Annotated in this window: 21 protein-coding genes and 5 pseudogenes; 10 read left to right on the top strand and 16 right to left on the bottom strand. The window is 66.4% G+C overall.

Going from position 1 to position 19,743, the window contains the following annotated elements; translation table 11 throughout:
• Positions 1-389 (bottom strand): annotated as a pseudogene (locus QOI01_RS03375) (glycoside hydrolase family 27 protein); the annotation flags it as partial.
• Positions 390-557: 168 nt separating this feature from the next.
• On the opposite strand from QOI01_RS03375, the gene QOI01_RS03370 reads away from it, so the two are divergent.
• Positions 558-2,471: an ArnT family glycosyltransferase gene (locus QOI01_RS03370; RefSeq protein WP_526378585.1), complete on the top strand. Its 1,914-nt coding sequence runs from the start codon at positions 558-560 to the stop codon at positions 2,469-2,471.
• A gap of 13 nt (positions 2,472-2,484) precedes the next feature.
• Here the strand turns inward: QOI01_RS03370 and QOI01_RS03365 are convergent, their stop codons facing one another.
• Positions 2,485-3,168: a GlxA family transcriptional regulator gene (locus QOI01_RS03365; RefSeq protein WP_526378583.1), complete on the bottom strand. Its 684-nt coding sequence runs from the start codon at positions 3,166-3,168 to the stop codon at positions 2,485-2,487.
• A gap of 26 nt (positions 3,169-3,194) precedes the next feature.
• Here QOI01_RS03365 and QOI01_RS03360 point away from each other — a divergent pair, with 26 nt between their 5' ends.
• Positions 3,195-3,875: a DUF2461 domain-containing protein gene (locus QOI01_RS03360; RefSeq protein WP_526378581.1), complete on the top strand. Its 681-nt coding sequence runs from the start codon at positions 3,195-3,197 to the stop codon at positions 3,873-3,875.
• Here QOI01_RS03360 and QOI01_RS03355 read toward each other — a convergent pair.
• From QOI01_RS03355 to QOI01_RS03340, 4 genes are all read right to left on the bottom strand, one after another.
• Positions 3,863-4,342 (bottom strand): SRPBCC family protein, encoded by a 480-nt coding sequence (locus QOI01_RS03355; protein WP_526378579.1) that lies wholly within the window; start codon positions 4,340-4,342, stop codon positions 3,863-3,865. The two genes, QOI01_RS03360 and QOI01_RS03355, sit on opposite strands and share 13 nt — an antisense overlap.
• Complete coding sequence (locus QOI01_RS03350; RefSeq protein WP_526378577.1) at positions 4,339-5,190, bottom strand: SDR family NAD(P)-dependent oxidoreductase; 852 nt, start codon at positions 5,188-5,190, stop codon at positions 4,339-4,341. The genes QOI01_RS03355 and QOI01_RS03350 overlap by 4 nt, the downstream gene beginning before the upstream one ends.
• A gap of 110 nt (positions 5,191-5,300) precedes the next feature.
• A complete protein-coding gene (gene hutH / locus QOI01_RS03345) occupies positions 5,301-6,836 on the bottom strand; it encodes a histidine ammonia-lyase (RefSeq protein WP_526378576.1) in 1,536 nt (511 codons plus the stop codon).
• Between the two features lie 100 nt (positions 6,837-6,936).
• On the bottom strand, positions 6,937-7,755 hold the full coding sequence (locus QOI01_RS03340; RefSeq protein ID WP_526378574.1) for a MerR family transcriptional regulator: 819 nt from the start codon (positions 7,753-7,755) through the stop codon (positions 6,937-6,939).
• 107 nt (positions 7,756-7,862) lie between these two features.
• Here QOI01_RS03340 and QOI01_RS03335 point away from each other — a divergent pair, with 107 nt between their 5' ends.
• Positions 7,863-8,216, top strand: a complete 354-nt coding sequence (locus QOI01_RS03335) for a nuclear transport factor 2 family protein (protein WP_526378572.1) — start codon at positions 7,863-7,865, stop codon at positions 8,214-8,216.
• Positions 8,217-8,227: 11 nt separating this feature from the next.
• On the opposite strand, the pseudogene QOI01_RS03330 reads toward QOI01_RS03335, so the two are convergent.
• Positions 8,228-8,347: pseudogene (locus QOI01_RS03330) on the bottom strand (WhiB family transcriptional regulator); the annotation flags it as partial.
• Between the two features lie 267 nt (positions 8,348-8,614).
• Between QOI01_RS03330 and QOI01_RS03325 the strand changes: the two are divergent.
• Positions 8,615-8,794: a hypothetical protein gene (locus QOI01_RS03325; protein WP_526378570.1), complete on the top strand. Its 180-nt coding sequence runs from the start codon at positions 8,615-8,617 to the stop codon at positions 8,792-8,794.
• A 4-nt stretch (positions 8,795-8,798) separates the two neighbouring features.
• Complete coding sequence (locus QOI01_RS03320; protein ID WP_526378568.1) at positions 8,799-9,917, top strand: YeiH family protein; 1,119 nt, start codon at positions 8,799-8,801, stop codon at positions 9,915-9,917.
• An 11-nt stretch (positions 9,918-9,928) separates the two neighbouring features.
• Here the strand turns inward: QOI01_RS03320 and QOI01_RS03315 are convergent, their stop codons facing one another.
• Both QOI01_RS03315 and QOI01_RS03310 read right to left on the bottom strand, forming a co-directional pair.
• Complete coding sequence (locus tag QOI01_RS03315) at positions 9,929-10,612, bottom strand: ANTAR domain-containing protein (protein ID WP_526378566.1); 684 nt, start codon at positions 10,610-10,612, stop codon at positions 9,929-9,931.
• 102 nt (positions 10,613-10,714) lie between these two features.
• Positions 10,715-11,170 (bottom strand): Fur family transcriptional regulator, encoded by a 456-nt coding sequence (locus QOI01_RS03310; RefSeq protein ID WP_526378564.1) that lies wholly within the window; start codon positions 11,168-11,170, stop codon positions 10,715-10,717.
• Positions 11,171-11,286: 116 nt separating this feature from the next.
• Between QOI01_RS03310 and QOI01_RS03305 the strand changes: the two genes are divergently transcribed.
• The 3 genes and pseudogenes from QOI01_RS03305 to QOI01_RS03295 all read left to right on the top strand — a co-directional run bounded on the left by QOI01_RS03305 (position 11,287) and on the right by QOI01_RS03295 (position 13,032).
• On the top strand, positions 11,287-11,823 hold the full coding sequence (locus QOI01_RS03305) for a Dps family protein (RefSeq protein WP_526378562.1): 537 nt from the start codon (positions 11,287-11,289) through the stop codon (positions 11,821-11,823).
• 103 nt (positions 11,824-11,926) lie between these two features.
• Positions 11,927-12,626, top strand: a pseudogene (locus QOI01_RS03300) (glycoside hydrolase family 16 protein); the annotation flags it as partial.
• A gap of 163 nt (positions 12,627-12,789) precedes the next feature.
• Positions 12,790-13,032 (top strand): hypothetical protein, encoded by a 243-nt coding sequence (locus tag QOI01_RS03295; RefSeq protein ID WP_526378560.1) that lies wholly within the window; start codon positions 12,790-12,792, stop codon positions 13,030-13,032.
• 409 nt (positions 13,033-13,441) lie between these two features.
• On the opposite strand, the gene QOI01_RS03290 is transcribed toward QOI01_RS03295, so the two are convergent.
• The gene (locus QOI01_RS03290) at positions 13,442-13,735 is read right to left on the bottom strand and encodes a hypothetical protein (RefSeq protein ID WP_526378558.1); all 294 of its coding nucleotides are present in this window, start codon (positions 13,733-13,735) and stop codon (positions 13,442-13,444) included.
• Between the two features lie 321 nt (positions 13,736-14,056).
• Here QOI01_RS03290 and QOI01_RS03285 point away from each other — a divergent pair, with 321 nt between their 5' ends.
• Positions 14,057-15,295 (top strand): KasA/KasB family beta-ketoacyl-ACP synthase, encoded by a 1,239-nt coding sequence (locus tag QOI01_RS03285; RefSeq protein ID WP_526378556.1) that lies wholly within the window; start codon positions 14,057-14,059, stop codon positions 15,293-15,295.
• 47 nt (positions 15,296-15,342) lie between these two features.
• Here the strand turns inward: QOI01_RS03285 and QOI01_RS03280 are convergent, their stop codons facing one another.
• Positions 15,343-16,707: a WS/DGAT/MGAT family O-acyltransferase gene (locus tag QOI01_RS03280; protein ID WP_526378554.1), complete on the bottom strand. Its 1,365-nt coding sequence runs from the start codon at positions 16,705-16,707 to the stop codon at positions 15,343-15,345.
• 285 nt (positions 16,708-16,992) lie between these two features.
• Here QOI01_RS03280 and QOI01_RS03275 point away from each other — a divergent pair, with 285 nt between their 5' ends.
• A complete protein-coding gene (locus QOI01_RS03275) occupies positions 16,993-17,505 on the top strand; it encodes a TetR/AcrR family transcriptional regulator (RefSeq protein WP_526378595.1) in 513 nt (170 codons plus the stop codon).
• Here QOI01_RS03275 and QOI01_RS03270 read toward each other — a convergent pair.
• From QOI01_RS03270 to QOI01_RS03250, 5 genes and pseudogenes are all read right to left on the bottom strand, one after another.
• On the bottom strand, positions 17,502-17,822 hold the full coding sequence (locus tag QOI01_RS03270) for a cytochrome C oxidase subunit IV family protein (protein WP_526378552.1): 321 nt from the start codon (positions 17,820-17,822) through the stop codon (positions 17,502-17,504). The genes QOI01_RS03275 and QOI01_RS03270 overlap by 4 nt on opposite strands.
• A 4-nt stretch (positions 17,823-17,826) precedes the next feature.
• A pseudogene (locus QOI01_RS03265) lies at positions 17,827-18,410 on the bottom strand (cytochrome c oxidase subunit 3 family protein).
• Positions 18,410-18,865, bottom strand: a complete 456-nt coding sequence (locus QOI01_RS03260) for a hypothetical protein (protein ID WP_526378550.1) — start codon at positions 18,863-18,865, stop codon at positions 18,410-18,412. The pseudogene QOI01_RS03265 and the gene QOI01_RS03260 overlap by 1 nt, the downstream one beginning before the upstream one ends.
• Positions 18,840-19,169 (bottom strand): hypothetical protein, encoded by a 330-nt coding sequence (locus tag QOI01_RS03255; protein ID WP_526378548.1) that lies wholly within the window; start codon positions 19,167-19,169, stop codon positions 18,840-18,842. Before QOI01_RS03255 ends, QOI01_RS03260 begins: the two co-directional genes overlap by 26 nt.
• Positions 19,166-19,710 (bottom strand): annotated as a pseudogene (locus tag QOI01_RS03250) (hypothetical protein); the annotation flags it as partial. The pseudogene QOI01_RS03250 and the gene QOI01_RS03255, both read right to left, overlap by 4 nt.
• Between the last annotated feature and the right edge of the window lie 33 nt (positions 19,711-19,743).

The raw sequence follows: 19,743 nt of genomic DNA, 5'->3' as shown, positions 1-19,743 counted from the left end.
CGCTCGTTGAACGGGCTGGCATACAGGCCCAGCAGCATGCCGCGGTCGTGGGCGTAGCGGGCGAGTGCGGCGATGCCGTGCGGAAATCGGGTGGGGTCGGGCTGCAGGTCGCCCGCGGGCCCGCGCTGCGCATCCCAGCCCGCGTCGAGGTTGACGTACCGATACCCGGCATCGCGCATCCCCGAGGACACCATCGCATCGATGGTGTCCTTGACCGTCTGCTCGGTGAGGTCGGTGCCGGGGTTCCAGGAGTTCCACCCCATCGGAGGGGTCAGGGGGAGCGACCGGCCTTGATCTTGGGATGCGGCGTCTCGTGGTGCGGCGCACCCAGTGAGCACGGTTGCGACCGCGGTCACACACGCGACGTACGCGCGGAGCGGGATGCGCATTGAAGGTCTTCCCTCCGGGGCTCCGGGTCTGGCCCGGGGGACGACGGCGGCGACGACGTCTCGGGTAACGAGGGTAGTCGCGATCAGTTACCGCAACGATGCGAGTGTCCCAGTGTTCTCACCGCTTCCACACAGGTCCGCCAACGGTGCGGCTGACTAACTGGCTGTGTGACAACGACGTTGGGACCACCCACCACCACGACTGAGACCGCCGAACCGGCCCGCTCGCCCAGGTTCACCCGTCAAGCCTGGGATCGCATCCGATACGGCGTCCTGCTGGCGGCGACGGCGGTCATGTACCTGTGGAACATCACCATCAACGGGATGGGCAACCAGTTCTACGCAGGTGCGGCGCAGGCCGGGTCGAAGAACTGGGAGGCGTTGCTGTTCGGGTCGCTGGACTCCCAGAACTTCATCACCGTCGACAAGCCACCCGTGTCGCAGTGGGTGATGGGCCTGTCCGGGCAGATCTTCGGCTTCGGCAGCGCCAGCATGCTGATCCCCGAGGCGCTCATGGCCGTCGCGACGGTGGCGCTGCTCTACGCTGCGGTCCGCCGGATCAGCGGACCGAACGCGGCGCTGCTCGCCGGGGCGGCGTTCGCGCTCACGCCGGTTACGGCGGTGATGTTCCGGTACAACAACCCCGACGCGGTGATGGTGCTGCTGATGATGGCTGCCGTCTACTGCGCGGTCCGTGCACTGGAACACGCCAGCGGAAGGTGGATCGCCCTGGCGGGCGTCGCGCTGGGCTTCGCGTTCCTGGCCAAGATGCTGGAAGGCATCATGGTGATGCCCGCGATCGGTCTGGTCTATCTGATCGCCGCGCCGACGTCGGTCCGCAAGAGGCTGCTGCACCTGCTCGGGGCACTGGTCGCCTTCCTCGCCTCGGCGGGCTGGTTCGTCGTGCTTACCCTGCTGTGGCCTGCCTCGTCGCGGCCATACATCGCCGGCTCGACGGACAACAACTTCATGAACTTGGTCCTGGGTTACAACGGATTCGCGCGCGTCCTGGGCAAGGGCAACAACAGTTTTCAGCCGAACCCCGACGTCGGGGCGGCGGCAGGCGCAACGTTCGAGGTCAATCACGGTCACCACGGCGGTTTCGGCAGCGACCCACAAGGGTTGACGCGGATGTTCACCGGTGAGTTCGGTTTCGAGATCGGCTGGCTACTCCCCGCGGCACTGCTCGCCTTGGTGCTGGTGCTCATCTCGCGGGGCCGGGCCCCGCGCACCGACGTCGTACGGGCGGGGGCCATCGTGTTCGGCGTCTGGATGCTGGTCGACGGGCTCGTCCTCAGCTACATGAAGTCGATGGTCCACCCCTACTACTGCCTCTCCTTCGTGCCTGCCGTGTGCGGCATGTTGGCGATCGGCGTCCACGAGCTGTGGGGTAAGCGCGACTCCTGGTTCGGTCGCGGTTGTCTGGCGGCGATGATCCTCGGCACCGGAGTCTGGAGCTGGTGGATCCTGGGTCGCAACGCCGAATGGTTGCCTGCACTGCGCTGGGTGATCCTCGCCGTCACCGTCGTCGCGACCGCCGGACTGCTGCTCGCGGTGAGGTCGCAGGCGCGCCAACGGTTGGCGGTCTCGGCGCTGATGGTCGGGCTGATCGGCGGGGTGCTTGGCGGCGCAGGAGCGTACTCGTTCGCGACGCTCGGCCAATCCCACGAGGGCGGTGGTGCCACGGTCGGACCCGCTAGGGCTGATGGGCACCGCGGCGGGGGTTGGGGCCAGGACGACAACGCCCAGCTGGAGGCTTTGCTGCGCAACACCCACACCAACTGGTCGGCGGCCATCAACCGCTCGAACGGGGCTGCCGGCCTCGAGTTGTCCACGGACACTGCGGTGATGGCCATCGGTGGATTCGGCGGAAGCGACCCGGTGCCCACGTTGGGCGAGTTCCAGCAGGACGTCGCCAACCACCGGATCACCTACTACATCGCACCGTCGGACGACCATCGTCCCGGAGGATTCGGCCCTCGCGCGGCGCACACCGACATCACGAAGTGGGTGGCCGCCCACTTCACTCCGATGACGGTCGGGACCGACACGGTGTACGACCTCACGGCGCCTGCCAAGTGAGGACGGTCTCGGTCTAGTGCCGGGGTGGCCGACGAAAGGCGTTGCGGTACGCCGACGGAGTGGTGGAGGCGTCCCTGGCGAGGTGCAGACGCAGGTTGGCCGCGGTGCCGAGCCCGCATCGGCGCGCGACCTCGTCGACGCCGAGGTCGGTGGCCTCCAGCAGACGCCTCGCCTCGAGTAGTCGTTGGGCGGTCAACCAGCGCAATGGGGGAATGCCGGTCTCGTCGCGAAAGTGTCTGGCGAAGGTCCGCGGCGCGTAGCCGGAGTGCGACGCGAGATCGTCGACGGTGAGCGGCTGGTCCATCCGCTCGACCGCCCACGCGCATGTCGCGGCCAAATACGATCCGCTGTCGGGTAGCGGCCGCTGCATGAACTGTGCCTGCCCTCCCGGGCGGTGCACGGCGGCGACCATCCGCCGGGCGACGTCGGCTGCGGCCACCGCGCCGTGGTCGTTGCGGTACATGTGCAGACATAGGTCGATCCCGGCCGCGATGCCTGCGCTGGTGAGGATTCGGCCCTCGTCGACGAAGAGGACGTCGGGCCGGACGTGCACATCGGGGAAGCGCGAACACAACTCCTCGGCGTGCTCCCAGTGCGTAGTCGCCGCGCGACCGTCGAGCAGGCCGGCGGCGGCCAGGGCGAAGGCTCCGATGCAGACCGACGCGATCCGGGCGCCGCGCTCAGCCGCCTGCCGCAAGGCATCCAGGGGTGTTGGATGTGGAGATGACCGAGACGCTGGGGTTCAGCCGGGACACCTTCTCCTTCCTTCGCGGTCTGAAGGAGAACAACGAGAAGGCGTGGTTCGACGCGCATCGCGACGACTACGCGCGCGACGTGCGGGAGCCGTTCGCCGCGGCGCTCGAAGCCGCAGCCGACGCGACGGTCGGCGGCCCCTGGGAGTTGCACGGCGGCCGCGAAACGATGTTCCGCATCAATCGCGACGTGCGATTCGCCAAGGACAAGTCGCCGTACAAGACCAACGTCGGCGGCCTGCTGACACCCACCGGGGCGAAGGGCGAAAGCTCAGGCGTGGCCTACCTCCACCTCGAGGACGGGGGCGGCTTCGTGGCGTGCGGCTACTACCAGCTGACGCCGACGCGACTGCTCGGCGTTCGCGACCGGATCATCGAAGACGCCGACGAGTTCGATGCCGTGCTCGACGGCCTCGCCGAACGCGGTCGGACGCTGTCGGAGGAGGATTCGCTGCGTGCCATGCCGCGCGGCTACTCCGAATACGCCGGGCACCGGCACGCCAAGCATCTGCGTCGGCGCTCGTTCATGGTGTCGCAGAAGCTGACTCAGAAGGATTGGCTGACCGGTGACCTCGTCGACAAGGCCGCAGCCGTGGTTGCCGATGGCGCGGACCTGGTGGCATTCATTCATCGGGCCGATCAGGAGGCGTAGCGGTCGCGTAGCCGTGCCAGCGTCGCCTCGATACCCCGTGCGTTGCTCTTCACGAAACCCGTTCGCTGGTAGTACTTCAGCCACGCCTTGATCGGTCCGGAGTCGGAGTGGTCGAACGTCTCGGTGACCTTGGTGGTGGTGGGCGTCAGCGCGACGAACTCCCAGCGCCAGTGGTGGCCCACGGGATGGCGCCATTCGATCAGTTCGTCCGGTCTCAGGGCGGTGATGACGCTGGTGATGCGATAGGGCACCCCGAACATCTTCATCTTGGTGCAGAACCGTGCTCCGGCAACGAGTTTCGACGGACCGTGGGCGTTGTCACCGACGGTGCCCGAGCCGTCGAGTTCACGATGGCGACGTGGGTCGGCGACGATGGCGAACAGCTCGGCTGCAGGTGCGTTCACCTCCACCGAGCGGCTCACCCGATCCGGTCCGGCGTCGACGGTGGCAACGGGGTCAGCGGTCACAGTGGTCCGTCCTTCGCCGGTGTGGTGGCGATCATGGCGGCGCTGCAGTCCCAGAGCTCGCGGGCCAGTGCGGGGTCGTAGGCCTGCTTGTTGGCCCTGGCGATGGAGTGGCCGGAGTAGTACTCACCGGACGTCCAGTCCTCGCCGGGCGTGGCCGACGCCAACCAGACCAGCAGATCGGAGCCTTGCTCGGGACCGACGAGCGCCAGGTGCTTCAGCGGTGTGCGATAGACGATGCGCACGACCCTCGACCCGGACTCGCTGCCGAAGTTCGAGGCGACACCGCCCGGATGGAATGCGGCGGTGGAGATTCCGGCGGAATGGTAACGCCGGTGAAGTTCCCTGGTGAACAGGATGTTCTCCAGTTTGGCGTCGCCGTAGGCCTTATTGGCCCGGTACCCGCGTTCCGCTTCAAGGTCATCGATGTCGACGTGGCCGAAGAGCCTGTTGCCGATGCTGGAGGTGTTGAGCACGCTGGCCTGCGATTCGACGAGCCGCTCCAACAGCAGCGTGGTCAACAGGAACGGCGCCAGGTGGTTGACCTGGAAGGTCTTCTCGTGACCGTCGGCGGTGATTTCGCGGTTGCCCATCATGCCGCCTGCGTTGTTCGCGAGTACGTCGATGCGCGGGTAGCGCGTCAGCAACTCGGCCGCCAACTCCCGAACCTGCGCGAGGTCGGTGAAGTCAGCCAGCAGGTAGTCGGCCCCGACGTCAGCGGCGACCGCCATCGTCTTCTGCGGTGAGCGACCCACGACCACGACGCGTTCGCCGCTTCTGCTCAATCTCTTCGCCGCGGCCGCGCCGATGCCGTCGCTGGCCCCGGTGATGACGATGGTCCGACCCGGCATGCGAGTGTCCCTTCCGGTCGTTGCAACCGTGCGCGACCGAGCCTATCGAGGCTGCGGTCCGGCCACTACCTCACTCGTGATCGGGACACCATCCTCGGGCATTCGACGGGCTAGGGCAGGGGTCCGACGGCACCTTCGGCGGCGCGAACCAGCTCGCCGGACTGCGCGAGCCTGACGACGGCGGCGATCTCGGGGGCCAGGAAGCGGTCCGGCCCCGGCCCGTCCACGTGTTCGCGGAGCGTCGCGATCACCGCGCCCGTGCCTGGGGATGGTGTCAACGGGCGGCGCATGTCGATGCCGCGCGCGGCGGTGAGCACCTCGATCGCCAGCACCGTGTTCAGACCGTCGACGGCGCGGCGCAACTTTCGTGCCGCCGACCATCCCATGGAGACGTGGTCCTCCTGCATCGCCGATGAGGGGATCGAGTCCGTGCTGGCGGGGTTGGCCAGGCGTTTGAGCTCGGAGACGATGCCTGCCTGCGTGTACTGCGCGATCATGTGGCCGCTGTCGACGCCGGGATCGTCGGCCAGGAACGGATTCAGACCGTGGCTGCGGTTGACGTCGAGGAACCGGTCGGTGCGCCGTTCGCTGATGCTCGCCACGTCGGCGACGACGATCGCCAGGAAGTCGAGCACGTGGGCGACCGGGGCTCCGTGGAAGTTGCCGTTCGACTCGACGCGCCCGTCGAGGGTGACGACGGGATTGTCGATGACGCTGGCCAATTCGCGTTCGGCGACCGTGCGGGCGTGGGCGGCGGTGTCACGGGCGGCGCCGGCGACCTGCGGTGAGCAGCGCAGCGAGTAGGCGTCCTGGACCCGCGTGCAGTCGGGGGTGCGGTGGCTGGCGACGATGGCGGAGTCGGCGAGCAGGCGGGTCATGTTCGCCGCGGCCACGGCCTGCCCGGGGTGTGGGCGCAGACGCTGGAGGTCGTCGGCGAAGACGCGGTCGGTGCCGAGCTGGCCTTCGACACTCATGGCGGCCGCGACGTCGGCGAGCCGAAGCAGGTCGTCGAGGTCGGTCAGTGCGAGGACCAACTGGCCGAGCATGCCGTCGGTCCCGTTGATGAGCGCCAAGCCCTCCTTCTCGGCCAGCGTGACCGGGGTCAGCCCGTGGGCGGCGAGAGCGTCGGCGGACCGCACCATCTCCCCGGTTCGCGTCCGCACCCATCCCTCGCCCATCAACGCCAGGGCCACGTGCGCCAACGGGGCGAGATCACCGGAACATCCGAGGCTGCCGTACTCGTGGACCAATGGCGTCAGCCCGGCCGAGATCAGATCCGCGTATGCCTGCGCGGTGCCGCGCCGAACCCCGGTGCGTCCGCTGGCCAGCGTCGACAGCCGCAGCAGCATCATCGCGCGCACCACCTCACGCTCCACTTCGGGACCCGCACCCGCGGCGTGTGAACGAATCAGGCTGCGCTGCAACTGGGTGCGGCGTTCCTGCGGGATGTGCCGGGTGGCCAGAGCGCCGAAGCCCGTCGAGACGCCGTACACCGGAGTCCGTTCGTTGGCCAGTGCCTCGATCGTGCCGCGGCTGGCGTCGATCGCAGCGGCCGCGTCGTCGGAGATGGCCACCTGCGCGTCACGGCGGGCGACCGCGACGACGTCGTCGAAACTGACCGGTCCGATGTCGACGGTCACGGTCATGTGTGGTGGTTCCCCTTCGACGGTTCGGTGCCGGCCATGGTCCAGTGTGGCAGTGCCGATGTGGGTGGCGCCGGATGGCGGGTAAACACGGCCGATTGTCCTAGCGCAGACGAGGGTCCGGTGCGACCGGCCAGCCGATCTCGGTGCGCCACGCCCCCTCGTCGGCAGTGTCGTACGGCCCGACGAGGTAGGTCTCGTGGACCGGGCCCGCGATGGCGAGCGCGTGCTGGTCGACCCACATGCCCAGGGCACCGTAGGTGACGTCGATGTCGGTGTGGGCGCCGCGGTGGACGGTGACGGCCACGTCGGTCGGCGGGATGACGAGAGGCTCGACCCGTCCGGATGGGGGCGACTCCGCCACGGGCACGTAGACCACCAGACGTCCACGCTCGTCGGTGAACAGCTCGTTGTCATAGAGGCCCCCCGGTGGCCCGGTTGGCACCTGACCGGCCTCGTCCAGCGCAGCGCGTAACTCGTCCATGGCCTCGCCGTACCAGGTCAGCACGTCGGGCACGGCAACGATGTCGCTGATGGCGGCGGCGACGGTCCCGGGGTTGGTCCGCCGCTGGACGTCGATGGTCGCGACGGGGTCGAGCAGGCGGTGCAGCGCGGCCACCGCGTTGCGGGTGTGCTCCAACTGCGATTCGAGACGTTCGAGGTGGCGGCTGATGAGCTGCCCACGCGCATCCGGGTCGCCGGTTCCCAGGAGGTCGGCGATCTCCCGTACCGGCATGCCGAGGTCGCGGAACCGGCGGATCGTCTGCGCGACGGGGATCTGGCCGGCCTCGTAGTAGCGGTAGCCGCTGTGGGGATCGATCTCAGCGGGTTGCAGCAGGCCCGATTCGTGGTAGCGGCGCAGCGTCTTCACGGACAGATGCGTCATCCGGGAGAAGTCTCCGATGCTCAAGCGTCCGTGCATGTCTTCAGAGTCTGCCCGGTCGGTCGCTGCCCTTGACTCTCCCCCGGGGGCAGTGTCCACCGTGGTGTCAGACCGATGACAGCCACCACCTGCGAGGAGAGACGAACGTGACCCAATCCAAGAGTCGCCGAAGAGGAATCAAGCCAACCGCGACCGAACTCGTCGCCCGTTACTTCGAACTGGCGCCACGGGTCGACGCCGAGCCCTACTTCGCGCAGTTCGCCCATGACGCCATCGCGGAGGACGAAGGAGTCACCCACTATGGCATCGAGGCGATCCGGGCCTGGCGCGCGACGGTGCCGCTGGTCACCTATTCCGTCCGCGACGTGCAATCCGTCGGCGACGAGCACATCGCACGCGCCGCGATCACCGGCGAATTCCCAGGCAGCCCAGTCACTCTCGCGTTCGGATTCACGTTCGCCGACGACGGGCGCATCCAGACGCTCGCCATCAGAGTCTGAGACCACCCGCGGCATTCGGCGATGACGGGGCAGTTGCAGCAGATGCGCTTCGCCCGCTCCTCCTGGGCGCGACGACACGTGCGCGTCGCGTCCTCGGGAAAGAAGACCTCCGACGGCAGATCAAGGCAGCGGCGGCGCTGCTGTTAGGTCCACTCCTCGAGAACCGGCCGCGGCCGGTGCGTAACCGCGGCCGTCGCCATCTCGCTGCTCCGCGTGGCCATCATGATCCTCCGATGTCGGGATTCGCCAGTTTGCGGCTCGCGGGCCGGATGGCCCTTCCACGTTCATTCGTCGCCCACGGGGCAAGGACCGGTCCGGATCACCGCGATTCGATGTCTTGTCGACCCTCGACCCGCAAGCGAACATCACTGCCAACCGTCTGTGAAAAGGGGACTGCCGTGAGCCAACCCGGCCCCGCACCGAATTCCGAATCCGCGGAGACCGGCGCGACGTCCACGCCATCGGCCTCGTGGCAGGACACCGTCGGCCGGATCGGCGTCGACTGGTGGGCGACCATCGTGGCGGGCGCCATCGCCGTGTTGGCCGCGACCAACCTGCTGCCGAGGATCCCGTGGTGACGCGATGAGCACCACGACCGTCGACACCGACGAGGAACGCTTCGAGGAGACCTTTCCCTCCAAGAACGTACTGGCGTACGTGCCGGGTGTGCTGCTGCTGATCGGGATCGGACTGCTCGGCAAGTACGGGCAGATCGGGTGGAACGCCGTGGCCAAACACCAGGGCTGGACGGTCCCCGACATCGAATACGTGCTGTGGGCGATCCTGATCGGACTCCTGATCACCAACACCGTCGGCGTTCATCGCGTGTTTCGCCCGGGCGTGCAGACCTACGAATTCTGGCTGAAGATCGGAATCGTCGCTCTCGGTTCACGATTCGTCCTCGGTGACGTCGCGAAACTTGGCGGCTACAGCCTCTTGCAGATCCTGGTCGACATGGCGGTGGCGGGCACGATCGTCATCCTGGCGGCACGATTCTTCGGACTCTCCGGCAAGCTCGGGTCGCTGCTGGCCATCGGCACGTCGATCTGCGGCGTGTCGGCGATCATTGCGTCCAAGGGAGCGATCCGGGCACGTAACTCCGACGTCAGCTATGCCATCGCGGCGATCCTGGCACTCGGAGCGGTCGCGCTCTTCACCCTGCCCGCGTTGGGCCACCTGATCGGTCTCACCGACGACGAGTTCGGTCTCTGGGCGGGACTGGCCGTCGACAACACGGCGGAGACCACCGCCACCGGCTACCTGTTCTCCGAGGAGGCGGGGAAGATCGCCGTGCTGGTGAAATCGGTGCGCAACGCGCTCATCGGATTCGTGGTTCTCGGCTTCGCGCTGTACTGGGCGGCGCGCGGCGAGGCGGATCAGATCGCCCCCGGCATCAAGGCGAAGGCCGCCTTCGTCTGGGCCAAGTTCCCCAAGTTCGTCCTCGGCTTTCTCGCCGTCTCGGCGATCGCCACGGCGGGTTGGCTCACCAAGGGTCAGAGCACCAACCTGGCCAACGTGTCCAAGTGGGCGTTCCTGCTCACGTTCGCGGGCGTCGGCCTCAACACCAACTTCCGCGAACTGGCGCGAACCGGCTGGCGGCCGCTGCTGGTCGCCGTCATCGGCCTCGTCGTCGTGGCGGCCGTCTCACTGGGTCTGGTGCTGCTGACCTCGCGGGTGCTCGGTTGGGGCCTGCACGTCTGACCCGCCGCCAGTCAGCGGGCGGCAGCCCGCTCATGCGCCGTGAGCAGCAGATTGTCGTAAGTGGCACGGTCCACCGGCGGTTGGCGGGCCGCCCCCGTGAAGTCCTGAGTGATCTGGACGGCGACCAGGCGCAGTTTGACGTTGTAGCTCTGCGACTGCCAACGCAAGAGCTCGAATGCGGCGTCGGCGGCGATGCCGTAGACGATCATGAGCATTCCCTTGGCCTGTTCGATGACCGCGCGGTTCTCGGCGATCTCCGCGACCGCCGCGGTGATCTGGTCCTGCGTCTTCTGCGTCGGCGTGAGGTCGACGTAGAAGCCGTGGGTCCCCGCCACGCGACCGGAGTCCTCGACGAGCGTGTCGGCCACTACCAGCACCTGGTGAGTGGCGCCGTGGGTGTCGACGATGCGGTGGTGGGTACCGGCCGGCCGCAGGTGTCGACGGGCGTCCGCCAACGTGGCCGCAACCTCGTGATGGTCGTCGGGATGCTGGTGCGAGAGCACCAATTCGGTGGTCGGGGTGACGGTGCCGGGCGCATAGCCGTGTATGGCCTCGACCTGTGATGACCATTCCCAGCGGTCGTCCTCGAAGTAGTGCCTGAACCAGCCGAGGCGCAGCGACGCTCCGGGCGCGGGGATCCGGCGGCGGTCGTGGCTACGACCGTGGGTGACGCGACCGTCGGTTCCTACGCTCATCATCGTTCCTGCCGGGTTTCTGGGGCACTGATGTTTTTCTACCCCCGGCCGTCAATTGATTCAAGAGGATCGACTAATTAGCTGATGGCAGTCACCGATTGGTCACGGCTGGCGCGCGGCGGCCTGGTCGCGTGCCTGGCAGCGTGCGCACAGGCCCCAGAAGGTGACCTCGGCTTCCCGAACGCGAAAACCTTCGCCATCGCTGGGGGTGAGGCACGGAGCCTGGCCGACGACGCAGTCCATGTCCTGCACCGTGCCGCACGATTCGCAGACCAGGTGGTGGTGGTTGTCACCGATTCGTCGTTCGTAGAGTGCCGCAGATCCCGCCGGTTCGAACCGTCTGATCAAGCCCGCCCGCGAAAGGTCGTTGAGGACCAGGTAAACGGCTTGCGGCGAGGTGCCTGGCAGGTCGCCGGAGATCACCTCGAACACCCGCTCCGCGGTCGAGTGCGGAAAACTCTCCAGTGCCCTCAGGACGGCCACTCGGCCATTGGTCACGCGTAGGGCGGCGCCCTTCAACTCCTGCTTGTAGCGAGTGACCGCATCGCCTGAACTCATGAAGCCAGCTTAGCATGACCTAATAACTAAACGCATTCAATCATTGTATTGATTAGATCAAAACAAGGTGTAGTGTCGGTGGTGTTGTTCGGGTAGGCCGAGACATAGGAGGAATGATGACCGTGACCAATGGTGAAGCGACCAATCGTGAAGCGACCAACCGTGAAGCGACCAATCGTGAAGCTCTCGCAGGCGAGTACGTCGCCTCGCCGGCGCTCGCTCACGACCTGCAGACGGTGCTGGTGGGGCTCCTGGAGCTGCAGAATCAAGCCAAGCAGGCGCACTGGACGCTGGTGGGCCCACTGTTCCGCCCCACCCATCTGCAACTGGACGAGGTCGTCGATGCCGTTCGCGAGTATGCGGACTCCATCGCCGAGCGCATGCGAGCCCTCGAAGCGGTGCCTGACGGGCGCACCCGCACGGTCGCCAAGGACACCTCGCTCGATGACTTCCCCCAGGGAGAGGTCAGTGTCGAACGGGCGGTCGCGGTGATCTCCGAACGAATCCTCGCCGTCGTCAACATCATTCGTGCCGTTCACGACGGCGTCGACGAGCAGGATCCGACCAGTGCGGACATCCTGCACACCATCCTCGAAGAGTTGGAGAAGCAGCGGTGGATGTTCACCGCGCAGCTGCGTCACATCGCCGACTAGCCCAACCCCTCGCCGCGAGCAGACGCAAACGTGCGCGACACGCCGGGGCGGGTTCACATTTGCGTCTGCTCGGCGGAGGCGCGACGGGCCGACGACCCCGCCCTTCCTCTTCCACGACGATTTCGACGGTCCAGCCGGTTCGGCTCCCGACCCGGCGAAGTGGACGATCTCGACGGCTCGCGAGGCCATCAAGAACCCGGTGTTCTGGGACCGGCCCGAGAACATGGGGCAGTACGGCAACGACCGCCGGAACGTCTTCCTCGACGGCAAGTCCAACCTGGTCATCCGCGCCACGAAGGGAGAAGGACAAGTACTTCGGTGGCAAGCTCACCGGCCACTGGCGGGGCGGCATCGGCCTCACGTGGGAAGCGCCGGTGAACTTCGACTGCCTGACGCTGGGCTGCTGGCCGGCGCGGTGGCTGTTGAACGACGATCCCGTTCGCGGCGGCGAAGTCGACCTCGTCGAGTGGTACGGCAACGGGAACCGGCCGTCGGGCACCACGGTCCACGCCCGATTGGACGGGACGTCATTTGCCACTCAGCCGTTCGACGTGGACAGCGCGTGGCACGTCTGGCGCTGCACGTGGAACGACACTGGGATGTACTTCTGGCGGGACTACGTCGACGGCGCGGAGCCGTATTTCACCGTTCCCGCCAACTCGCTCGACGACTGACCGTTCAACGACCCCGGCTGCCTATTGACGCCAATGCTCATCTCACGGTCGCAGCCTCGGGTGGCGGCGACCCCACCGGGGGGTACCTATCCGGCGGACATGCTGGTCGACTGGGTGCGCGTGTGGTGACGGAGCCGTCGACCTGACGGTCGCCGCCACACGGCGTAGATCTGCGGCTCTTCTCCGCGCCCCACTGTCGCCAACAACACCACCGCGCGCCCCTCGGAATAATGCGACCGCTTTCGTCGATGTAGTTGGTGGACTAGTGGAAGTAAAGACGAGGAGTGGCCAAATGCTTAAGTCAAGTAGCACAAAGATGTTCGGCGTTGCCGCCGCGGGCGCGATGGTGACTTTGGGGATCGTGGGCGCGACGATCGCGCACGCTGCACCAGGTGCCGTAGCCGACTCGACGATGTCGACGGGTACCACCAGCACGGTGTCCACCGCGCCGCACGCGCCGCTGATTCCGGTGGCGCAGCCGGCCATCAAGGGTCCCGCGCCGCTTCCCGTCGAAGAGCAGGGGTTGCCTGGCTGAGCCAGTGTGACGACGTGGAACATCGCTGGCTCTGACGCTGCAATGGCGTCAGGGCCAGTTCCATGTGATAAACCGACTGCCCTGACGGTCTCAATGGGATAAAGCGGCTGTGTCACAAAACCTTTGACGCTTTGACGCCTTTGAAGACGTACCAAGCGCAATCGTGCGACGCTCTATCGCGCGTCGCCGTGGTACACGAAGCTGGCCGGCGGCGGGAGCCGCTCCGAGGTGAGTGACAGGTTCCGGGACTTCCTCGGCACGTTGCATCGGGAGGCGGCGGGCAAGCGGGTGCTGGTCGTCACCATTCGGCGGTGAGCGGGTCGAGTTGGCTCCGCGGCTCAGGTACATCGGTACCGAATTGCCGGCACACGTTCGCCGCGCGCCAAGGCCGATACGCGATGAGTGAGCCTTACAGGCACGGGTTGCGGTAAGCGAATTCGCCGAGCGATAGCCGCTTTCGGTACGGCTGGTAGGCGTTGCCGCGCGCGATGCCCAACACAGCACCTATCTCACTCCACTGAACGTGCTGATCCCGCGCCGCGTCCACGGCGCCCTGCAGTTCCCGTTCAGCGCCCTCGATGAGTTCTGTGGCATGCGTGCGCTTCGTCGCGGTTACCCGGTCCATGGCTACGACGATGTCCTGGAGTGCCGTCGTGGGATGCGCACCGGGAACCGAACCCGCGTGTGCCGCGATATCGGACATTTCATAGCCCTTGAGTGTCTGCAAACATTGTCGTTCAAAAACAATCACCTGTCGATCGTTAAGATTGTGAATGAAATGCAGATGAGGGGCGATGTACTCCGTTGAGCGATCTCGATATGGTGTCTTCGGCAATTGGCTGACTGGTTGCCAGATTGAGATGTTGACTACTCGTTTGAGCGGCTGACGGGGCCTTCGCGTATTCGACACCGAACGAAGGTCGAGATCCGTGATCCGCCGAGCCGGGCCGAGGAGCCCGCCCGGTGTGCACGGCGGACAGGCGCGGACGGCACAATCGGTATCCACACGCAACGGGAGGTTCAGGTGCTTGGCGAGGTTCCCGACGTGGTCATCACCGGAGTGGCTATGACCACCGCGCTGGCAACCAGCGCCGAGGACACCTGGTCGGGCCTGATCGACGGTCGCAGCGGCATCCGTGCGCTGTCGGGCCCCTTCGTCGAGGAACTGGATCTGCCGGTACGCATCGGAGGTCAGCTTCTCGAGGACTTCGACTCCGAACTGAGCCGCGTCGAGCTACGGCGCCTCTCCTACCTGCAGAAGATGGCGGTGGTGCTGAGCCGCCGCGCGTGGCTGGACTGCGGGGCGCCCGAGATGGACCCGAACCGCCTGGCCGTGTCGGTGGGCGCTGGATTCGGCAACGGGGAGGAAATGATCCTCGGCTACATCGCGATGCGCGATCGGGGAATGAAGGCAATCTCGCCTCTGGCGGTCCAGATGTTCATGCCCAACGGGCCCGCTGCGGCGATCGGGTTGGATCGAAAGGCCCGAGCGGGGGTCACGGCGCCGATGATGGCCGACGCGTCTGGCGCCGGAGCGATTGCCCAGGCCTGGCAGCAGATCGTGTTCGGTGACGCCGACGTCGTCATCTGCGGTGCCGTCGAGTCCCCGATCGAGGGTGTCCCGATCGCGGCCTATGCCCAGATCGACGGGGTGTTGTCGACGGACAACGACGATCCCGCGGGTGCCTGCCGCCCGTTCGACCGCGACCGCACCGGTATGGCCCTCGGCGAGGGCGGGGCCCTGCTGATCATGGAGACCGAAGCTCATGCCAAGGCCCGTGGCGCACGCATCCTGGCCCGGGTGCTCGGCGCGGCCACCACTTCGGACGGCTTCGACGCGATCGTCTCCGATCCCGACGCCGAACAGGAAGCTCACGCGCTGACGCGCGCAATCGAACTGGCTGGCCTGGCGCCCACCGACATCGATCTCGTCATCGCCAACGCCGCAGGCACCGTCGACGGTGACTTGGTGGAGGCCACCGCACTGCAGAAGGCGCTCGGCGGCCACCGTCCCGCGGTCTACGCGCCCAAGGCCGCCCTCGGCAACACCTTCGGGTCCGCGGGCGCGATCGAGTCGGTGCTGACGGTGTTCGCGCTTCGTGACGGGATCGTGCCGCCGACCTTGAACGTGAGCCACCTCGACGGACGAGTCGAACTCGACGTGGTCACCGGCGAGCCCAGACGATCCGACTACCGCTACGCGGTCAACGACACGTTCGCCTTCGGCGGCCACAACGTCGTCCTCGTCTTCGGGAAGTACTGACGTCCGAATTCGGTCCGAGAACGATGTCTTGAACGTGTGCTCGGGCCTCAGATGCCGACAGCCCGCTCCAGATCGGCGAGCGAATCCTCCAGGTGCATCAGCAGTCGCTGCAGGTGCGGCACGCTGCGGCGACACCCGATCAGGCCGAAGTCCAGATTGTCGGCGTTGTTGGTCATGGTGATGTTCAGTGCCTGGCCATCCAACGCGATCGACAGCGGATAGTTGCCATCGAGCCGGGCGCCGTTCCAGTACAGCGGCTCTGAAGCACCAGGAACGTTGGAGATGACGATGTTGAACGGCGGCGGCGCGGAGGAGACGAACCCGGGCACCAGCCCGAGCGCGATCCCCGACATCAGGAATGCCGACAGTGCGAGCGCCTGCGTCCGCGGCAGCTCGGCGAACACCTTCTTGTTGTCGCGCATGGACGTGTTGATCGCGTCGAGCCGCTTGGCGGGGTCGTCGACGTCGGTGGCCAGGTTGCACAGGATGGTGCCGACCAGGTTGCCGCCGGCGTCCTGCTCGTCCTTCGAGCGCAGGCTGACCGGCACCATCGCCACCAGCGGCGTGTCCGGCAACGCCTCCTGCTCGACGAGGTATGCGCGCAGCGCACCAGCGCACATCGCTAGCACGACGTCGTTGACGGTGACGCCAGCTGCGGACTTGACGGCCCGGATCCGGGCCAGCGGCCACGACTGCGCAGCGGCGCGCCGGGCACCGCCGATGGGGACGTTGAACATGGTCTTCGGTGCCCGGAACGGAAGCGTCAGTTGTTGCTCGACCAGAGCGGCCCTCGCCACCGACAAGGTAGAAGGTGCAAGGGACGCAAGCGAACCGACCGTATCGGTGATGGCCTGCAAGGCCGAGCGCGAGGGTTCTGAGTCCTTGGTCCTCGGCATGGGGCCCAGTGTCCAGGGCACCCGAATCTCGCGGTCATCGGGGTCAGCGGTCATCGACCGGATGGTGAGGCGCTGTGCGGAGACACCATCGAGCAGCGAATGGTGGATCTTCGTGTACACCGCGAAGCGGCCGTCGCTGAGGCCCTCGACGAGGTTCGCCTCCCACAGTGGGCGATGCCGGTCGAGCAGCGTGCCGTGCAGCCGCGAGACGAGCTCGAGCAGGTCGCGCACCCGGCCGGGGCGCGGCAGACCGGACCGGCGCAGGTGGTAGTCGATGTCGACGTCGTCGTCGAACGCCCAGGCGACGTTGGAGATGCCGCCGAGCATTCGGCCCGGGTGCTTGCGGAACGTCGGCTGGAAGTCGTCGTTCTTTGCGATCGTCTCGTACATGTCCCGGATGAAGTCGGGACCCGAGTCTTCGGGCGGCGTGAAGAGTTGCAGACCCGCGACGTGCATCGGGTGTTCACGGGATTCGCCGATGAGGAACATCGAGTCGGTCGGCGAGATCAGCTTCATGGGCGTGACGGTACCCACACCGATCACGGTTCACTCATCTCATCGGCAAAATACACAGGGGAACGTCATGTGGCGGCTGGCTGCCGACTCGGGAGACTTCCCGGGAAGCCCTTGGCGCCGAGAGGAACTGGTCGTCGGCGGCGCGACGTACCCGGGATCGGTCGGCGTGCGCACTCCGGCCACAGCTCCCGTCTCGGCTAATCTGGGCGGGTGGCGACCGAGGATGCGCTGGCTGACCGACCGTTCGGTAGCATTGCGCGCTCCCGACCGCAGCAACGCATCCTGATGGCCGCGCTTGACCTCATCGGCGCGCATGGGGTCAGCGGCACCTCGCTGCAGATGATCGCCGACGCCATCGGCGTCACGAAAGCGGCGGTCTATCACCAATACAAGTCCAAGAGCGAGATCGTCATCGCGGTCACCGAGAACGAGTTGGCGATCCTGGAGGATGCGTTGATCGCCGCAGAGGCCGACCAGCGGCGTCAGCAGGCCCGTAGGACGCTGCTGATCCAGCTGATCGACCTCGCGGTGACGCGACGCAAGTGGGTGGGCACCCTGACCAGTGATCCGGTGATCATCCGAATCCTCGGGGAGCACCCGCCCTTTCTACGGTTCATGAGCCGGCTGTACGGGGTTCTGCTCGACGAACGCGACGACACCCAGGCCAGGGTGGCGGCGGCGATCATGTCCGCGGCCATCGCGGGTTCCGTCGTCAATCCGATGGTCTCCGATCTCGACGACGAGGTGCTGCGGACGAATCTCATCGAACTCATCCCGCGCCTGCTGGAGCTCGATTAGAACAGGTAGATACCGAGGATCGCCACCCATAGGACGGCGAGCCACGCGTCGGTGGATGCCTTCAGCCACCCGGGTGCGGTGCGGACCTCCATGAAGTACCGAATGATCAACCGGCCCTTGACGAACCCCAGCAGTATCACCGCAAGGGTGATCGGAACGCTGGCCACCGCATTGCCCCCGGAGTGCCCGGGTGCCAGCCACCACGACAGAATCGTGATGGCGCACAGGATGATCCAGACATAGGTGATGGGGCGCGTCGACGCCGTCGTCGGCGCAGACTCTGGCACCTCGGAAGCGGTGGTGGGCGTGGTCGTCACCGGGTCACCTCATCACGTAGAGCAGGCCGAAGATGACGATCCACAGCAGATCGATCATGTGCCAGTAGGTTGCGCCCGATTCGATCATGGACATCCGGCGGCGGCGTGGGTTGCGCAGGTCGCGCACCACGACCCCGAGGATGACGAGCCCAATGCGACGTGGAACAGGTGCACCCCGGTGAGCATGTAGTAGAACATGAAGAACTCGTTGCTCGTGATGGTGTTGCCCCTGGCGATCTCGCTGGTCCATTCGTAGCCCTTGATCGCGATGAACAGCACCCCGCAGAACCCACCGGAGCAAGTGAGTCGCAGTGCCTGTCGGTGTGCACCCGCGCGGGCGGCCTGCACGCTGCGCGCGACGAACCACGAACTGGTGAGCAACACCAGCGTATTGAGCGCGCCCACATTGAGATGGAGGTGCTGCTGGGATTCCAGGAACTGCTCCGGGTGCATGGCCCGGTAGACCATGTAGATGACGAAGTAGGCCCCGAAGACGAAGAGGTCGCCCAGCACCATGACCCACGTGTGGCCGTCGCCGGGAACGTGTGTCGCCCGCGCCGGCGCGTCGTTGTTGGTCGCGACCGTCATCAGTCCAGCGCCGGCTCGTCGGTCGGCTGCATCTCGTTGGCCTTCTTGAGGAACATGATCACGCAGCTCAACCAGACACCGAACACCACCGTGCCCATCCAGAAGGAGATCGAGCCGTTCCAGGCGAAGGGTCCTGCCTTCGAGAAGAATACCGGTACGGCCAGGATCTCGGTGACGATCTGCCAGACCGTCACGTAGGCAAGCCATTTGGGAAAGATCTCGTTGCGATCGTAGAGGATCGCGATGGCGAACGCGAAGTAGGCCGTCGTGAAGCATCCCAGCGATCCGACATAGGACAGCAGGCCGAGGTCGTAGAGCAGCGCCATCAGCTCTGGATCGCGATCCGGTCGCAGTGTCGCGGTGAGGAAGCAGAAGGCACCCAGGAGGCAACCCGGCAGTGCGCCCACCGCCATCGAGCCGATATAGGCATTAGCCAGAACGGATCCCGTCGTCATGCGCTTCATGTGATAGGCCACGATGCCGTTGGCGACCCCCGGCTCCGCCGACGATGAGGATCAGCAGCCCGAAGCCGATCTTGATCGTGGTGGAGTGGTCGAGGAAGAACCGGGTCATCTGATCTTCCGTGATGTCCGGCCGCGGTGGTGGCATCACCCTGGCCAGGGCGAAGAAGATCACGCCGAATGCCATGTAGAACGCGGGCACGATCCAGAAGACCAGCCAGACGTCCCGCTTGCCCGCCTTCGGCGGTTGGACAGGCGCCGAACTCGGTGCGCTGCCCGTCGAGACGACGCTGCTCACGCGCTGACTCCCTCCTCGACGGCCTGACGTTGCAGTGCGCCGCGTACGACGAAGAACATCACGATGATGAAGAGCGCGTACGCGCCGTTGCGGAAGTAGAACGACACCAGCCCGTTCCAGGCCAACGGACCGGTCGTGAAGATCGCCGCGCCCACGGCAGGCGCCATCAGCAGCGCGGTGACGATGCAGAAGTGGCCCGCCCACCGGGGAAACACCGGATCGGGTCCGTCGTCGAAGTATATGGCCAGCGCAGAAGCAGATTCTGCCCGACGAGCATGCCGACCGGGGCGATGAAGATGACCCGCGCCATGTCGTTGAGCAGCATGACGAGCTCGGGGCTGCGGTCGGGCCGGAAGGCGGCGACGAGGTAGTAGATGGCGGACAGGGCGAACAGCGTCGTCCCGCTCACGACGGCGGTGAGGTAGCGGTAGGCGAAGACGTGGCTCTGCGTCGCCATCCGCTTCATCTGGACCACGATCACCATGAAGAACGGCAGGAGCATGACGCCGCACAGATTGAACGTGATCATGCTGAATCGCAGATCCTCGGCCTCGGCAAGTATCTGCATCGTTCC

Origin of the sequence: Mycobacterium sp. (assembly GCF_032162605.1) — a bacterium.
Taxonomy (GTDB): Bacteria; Actinomycetota; Actinomycetes; order Mycobacteriales; family Mycobacteriaceae; genus Mycobacterium.
The sequence above is the reverse complement of the archived record's forward strand: the minus strand, read 5'-3'. Positions and strand labels throughout refer to the sequence as shown.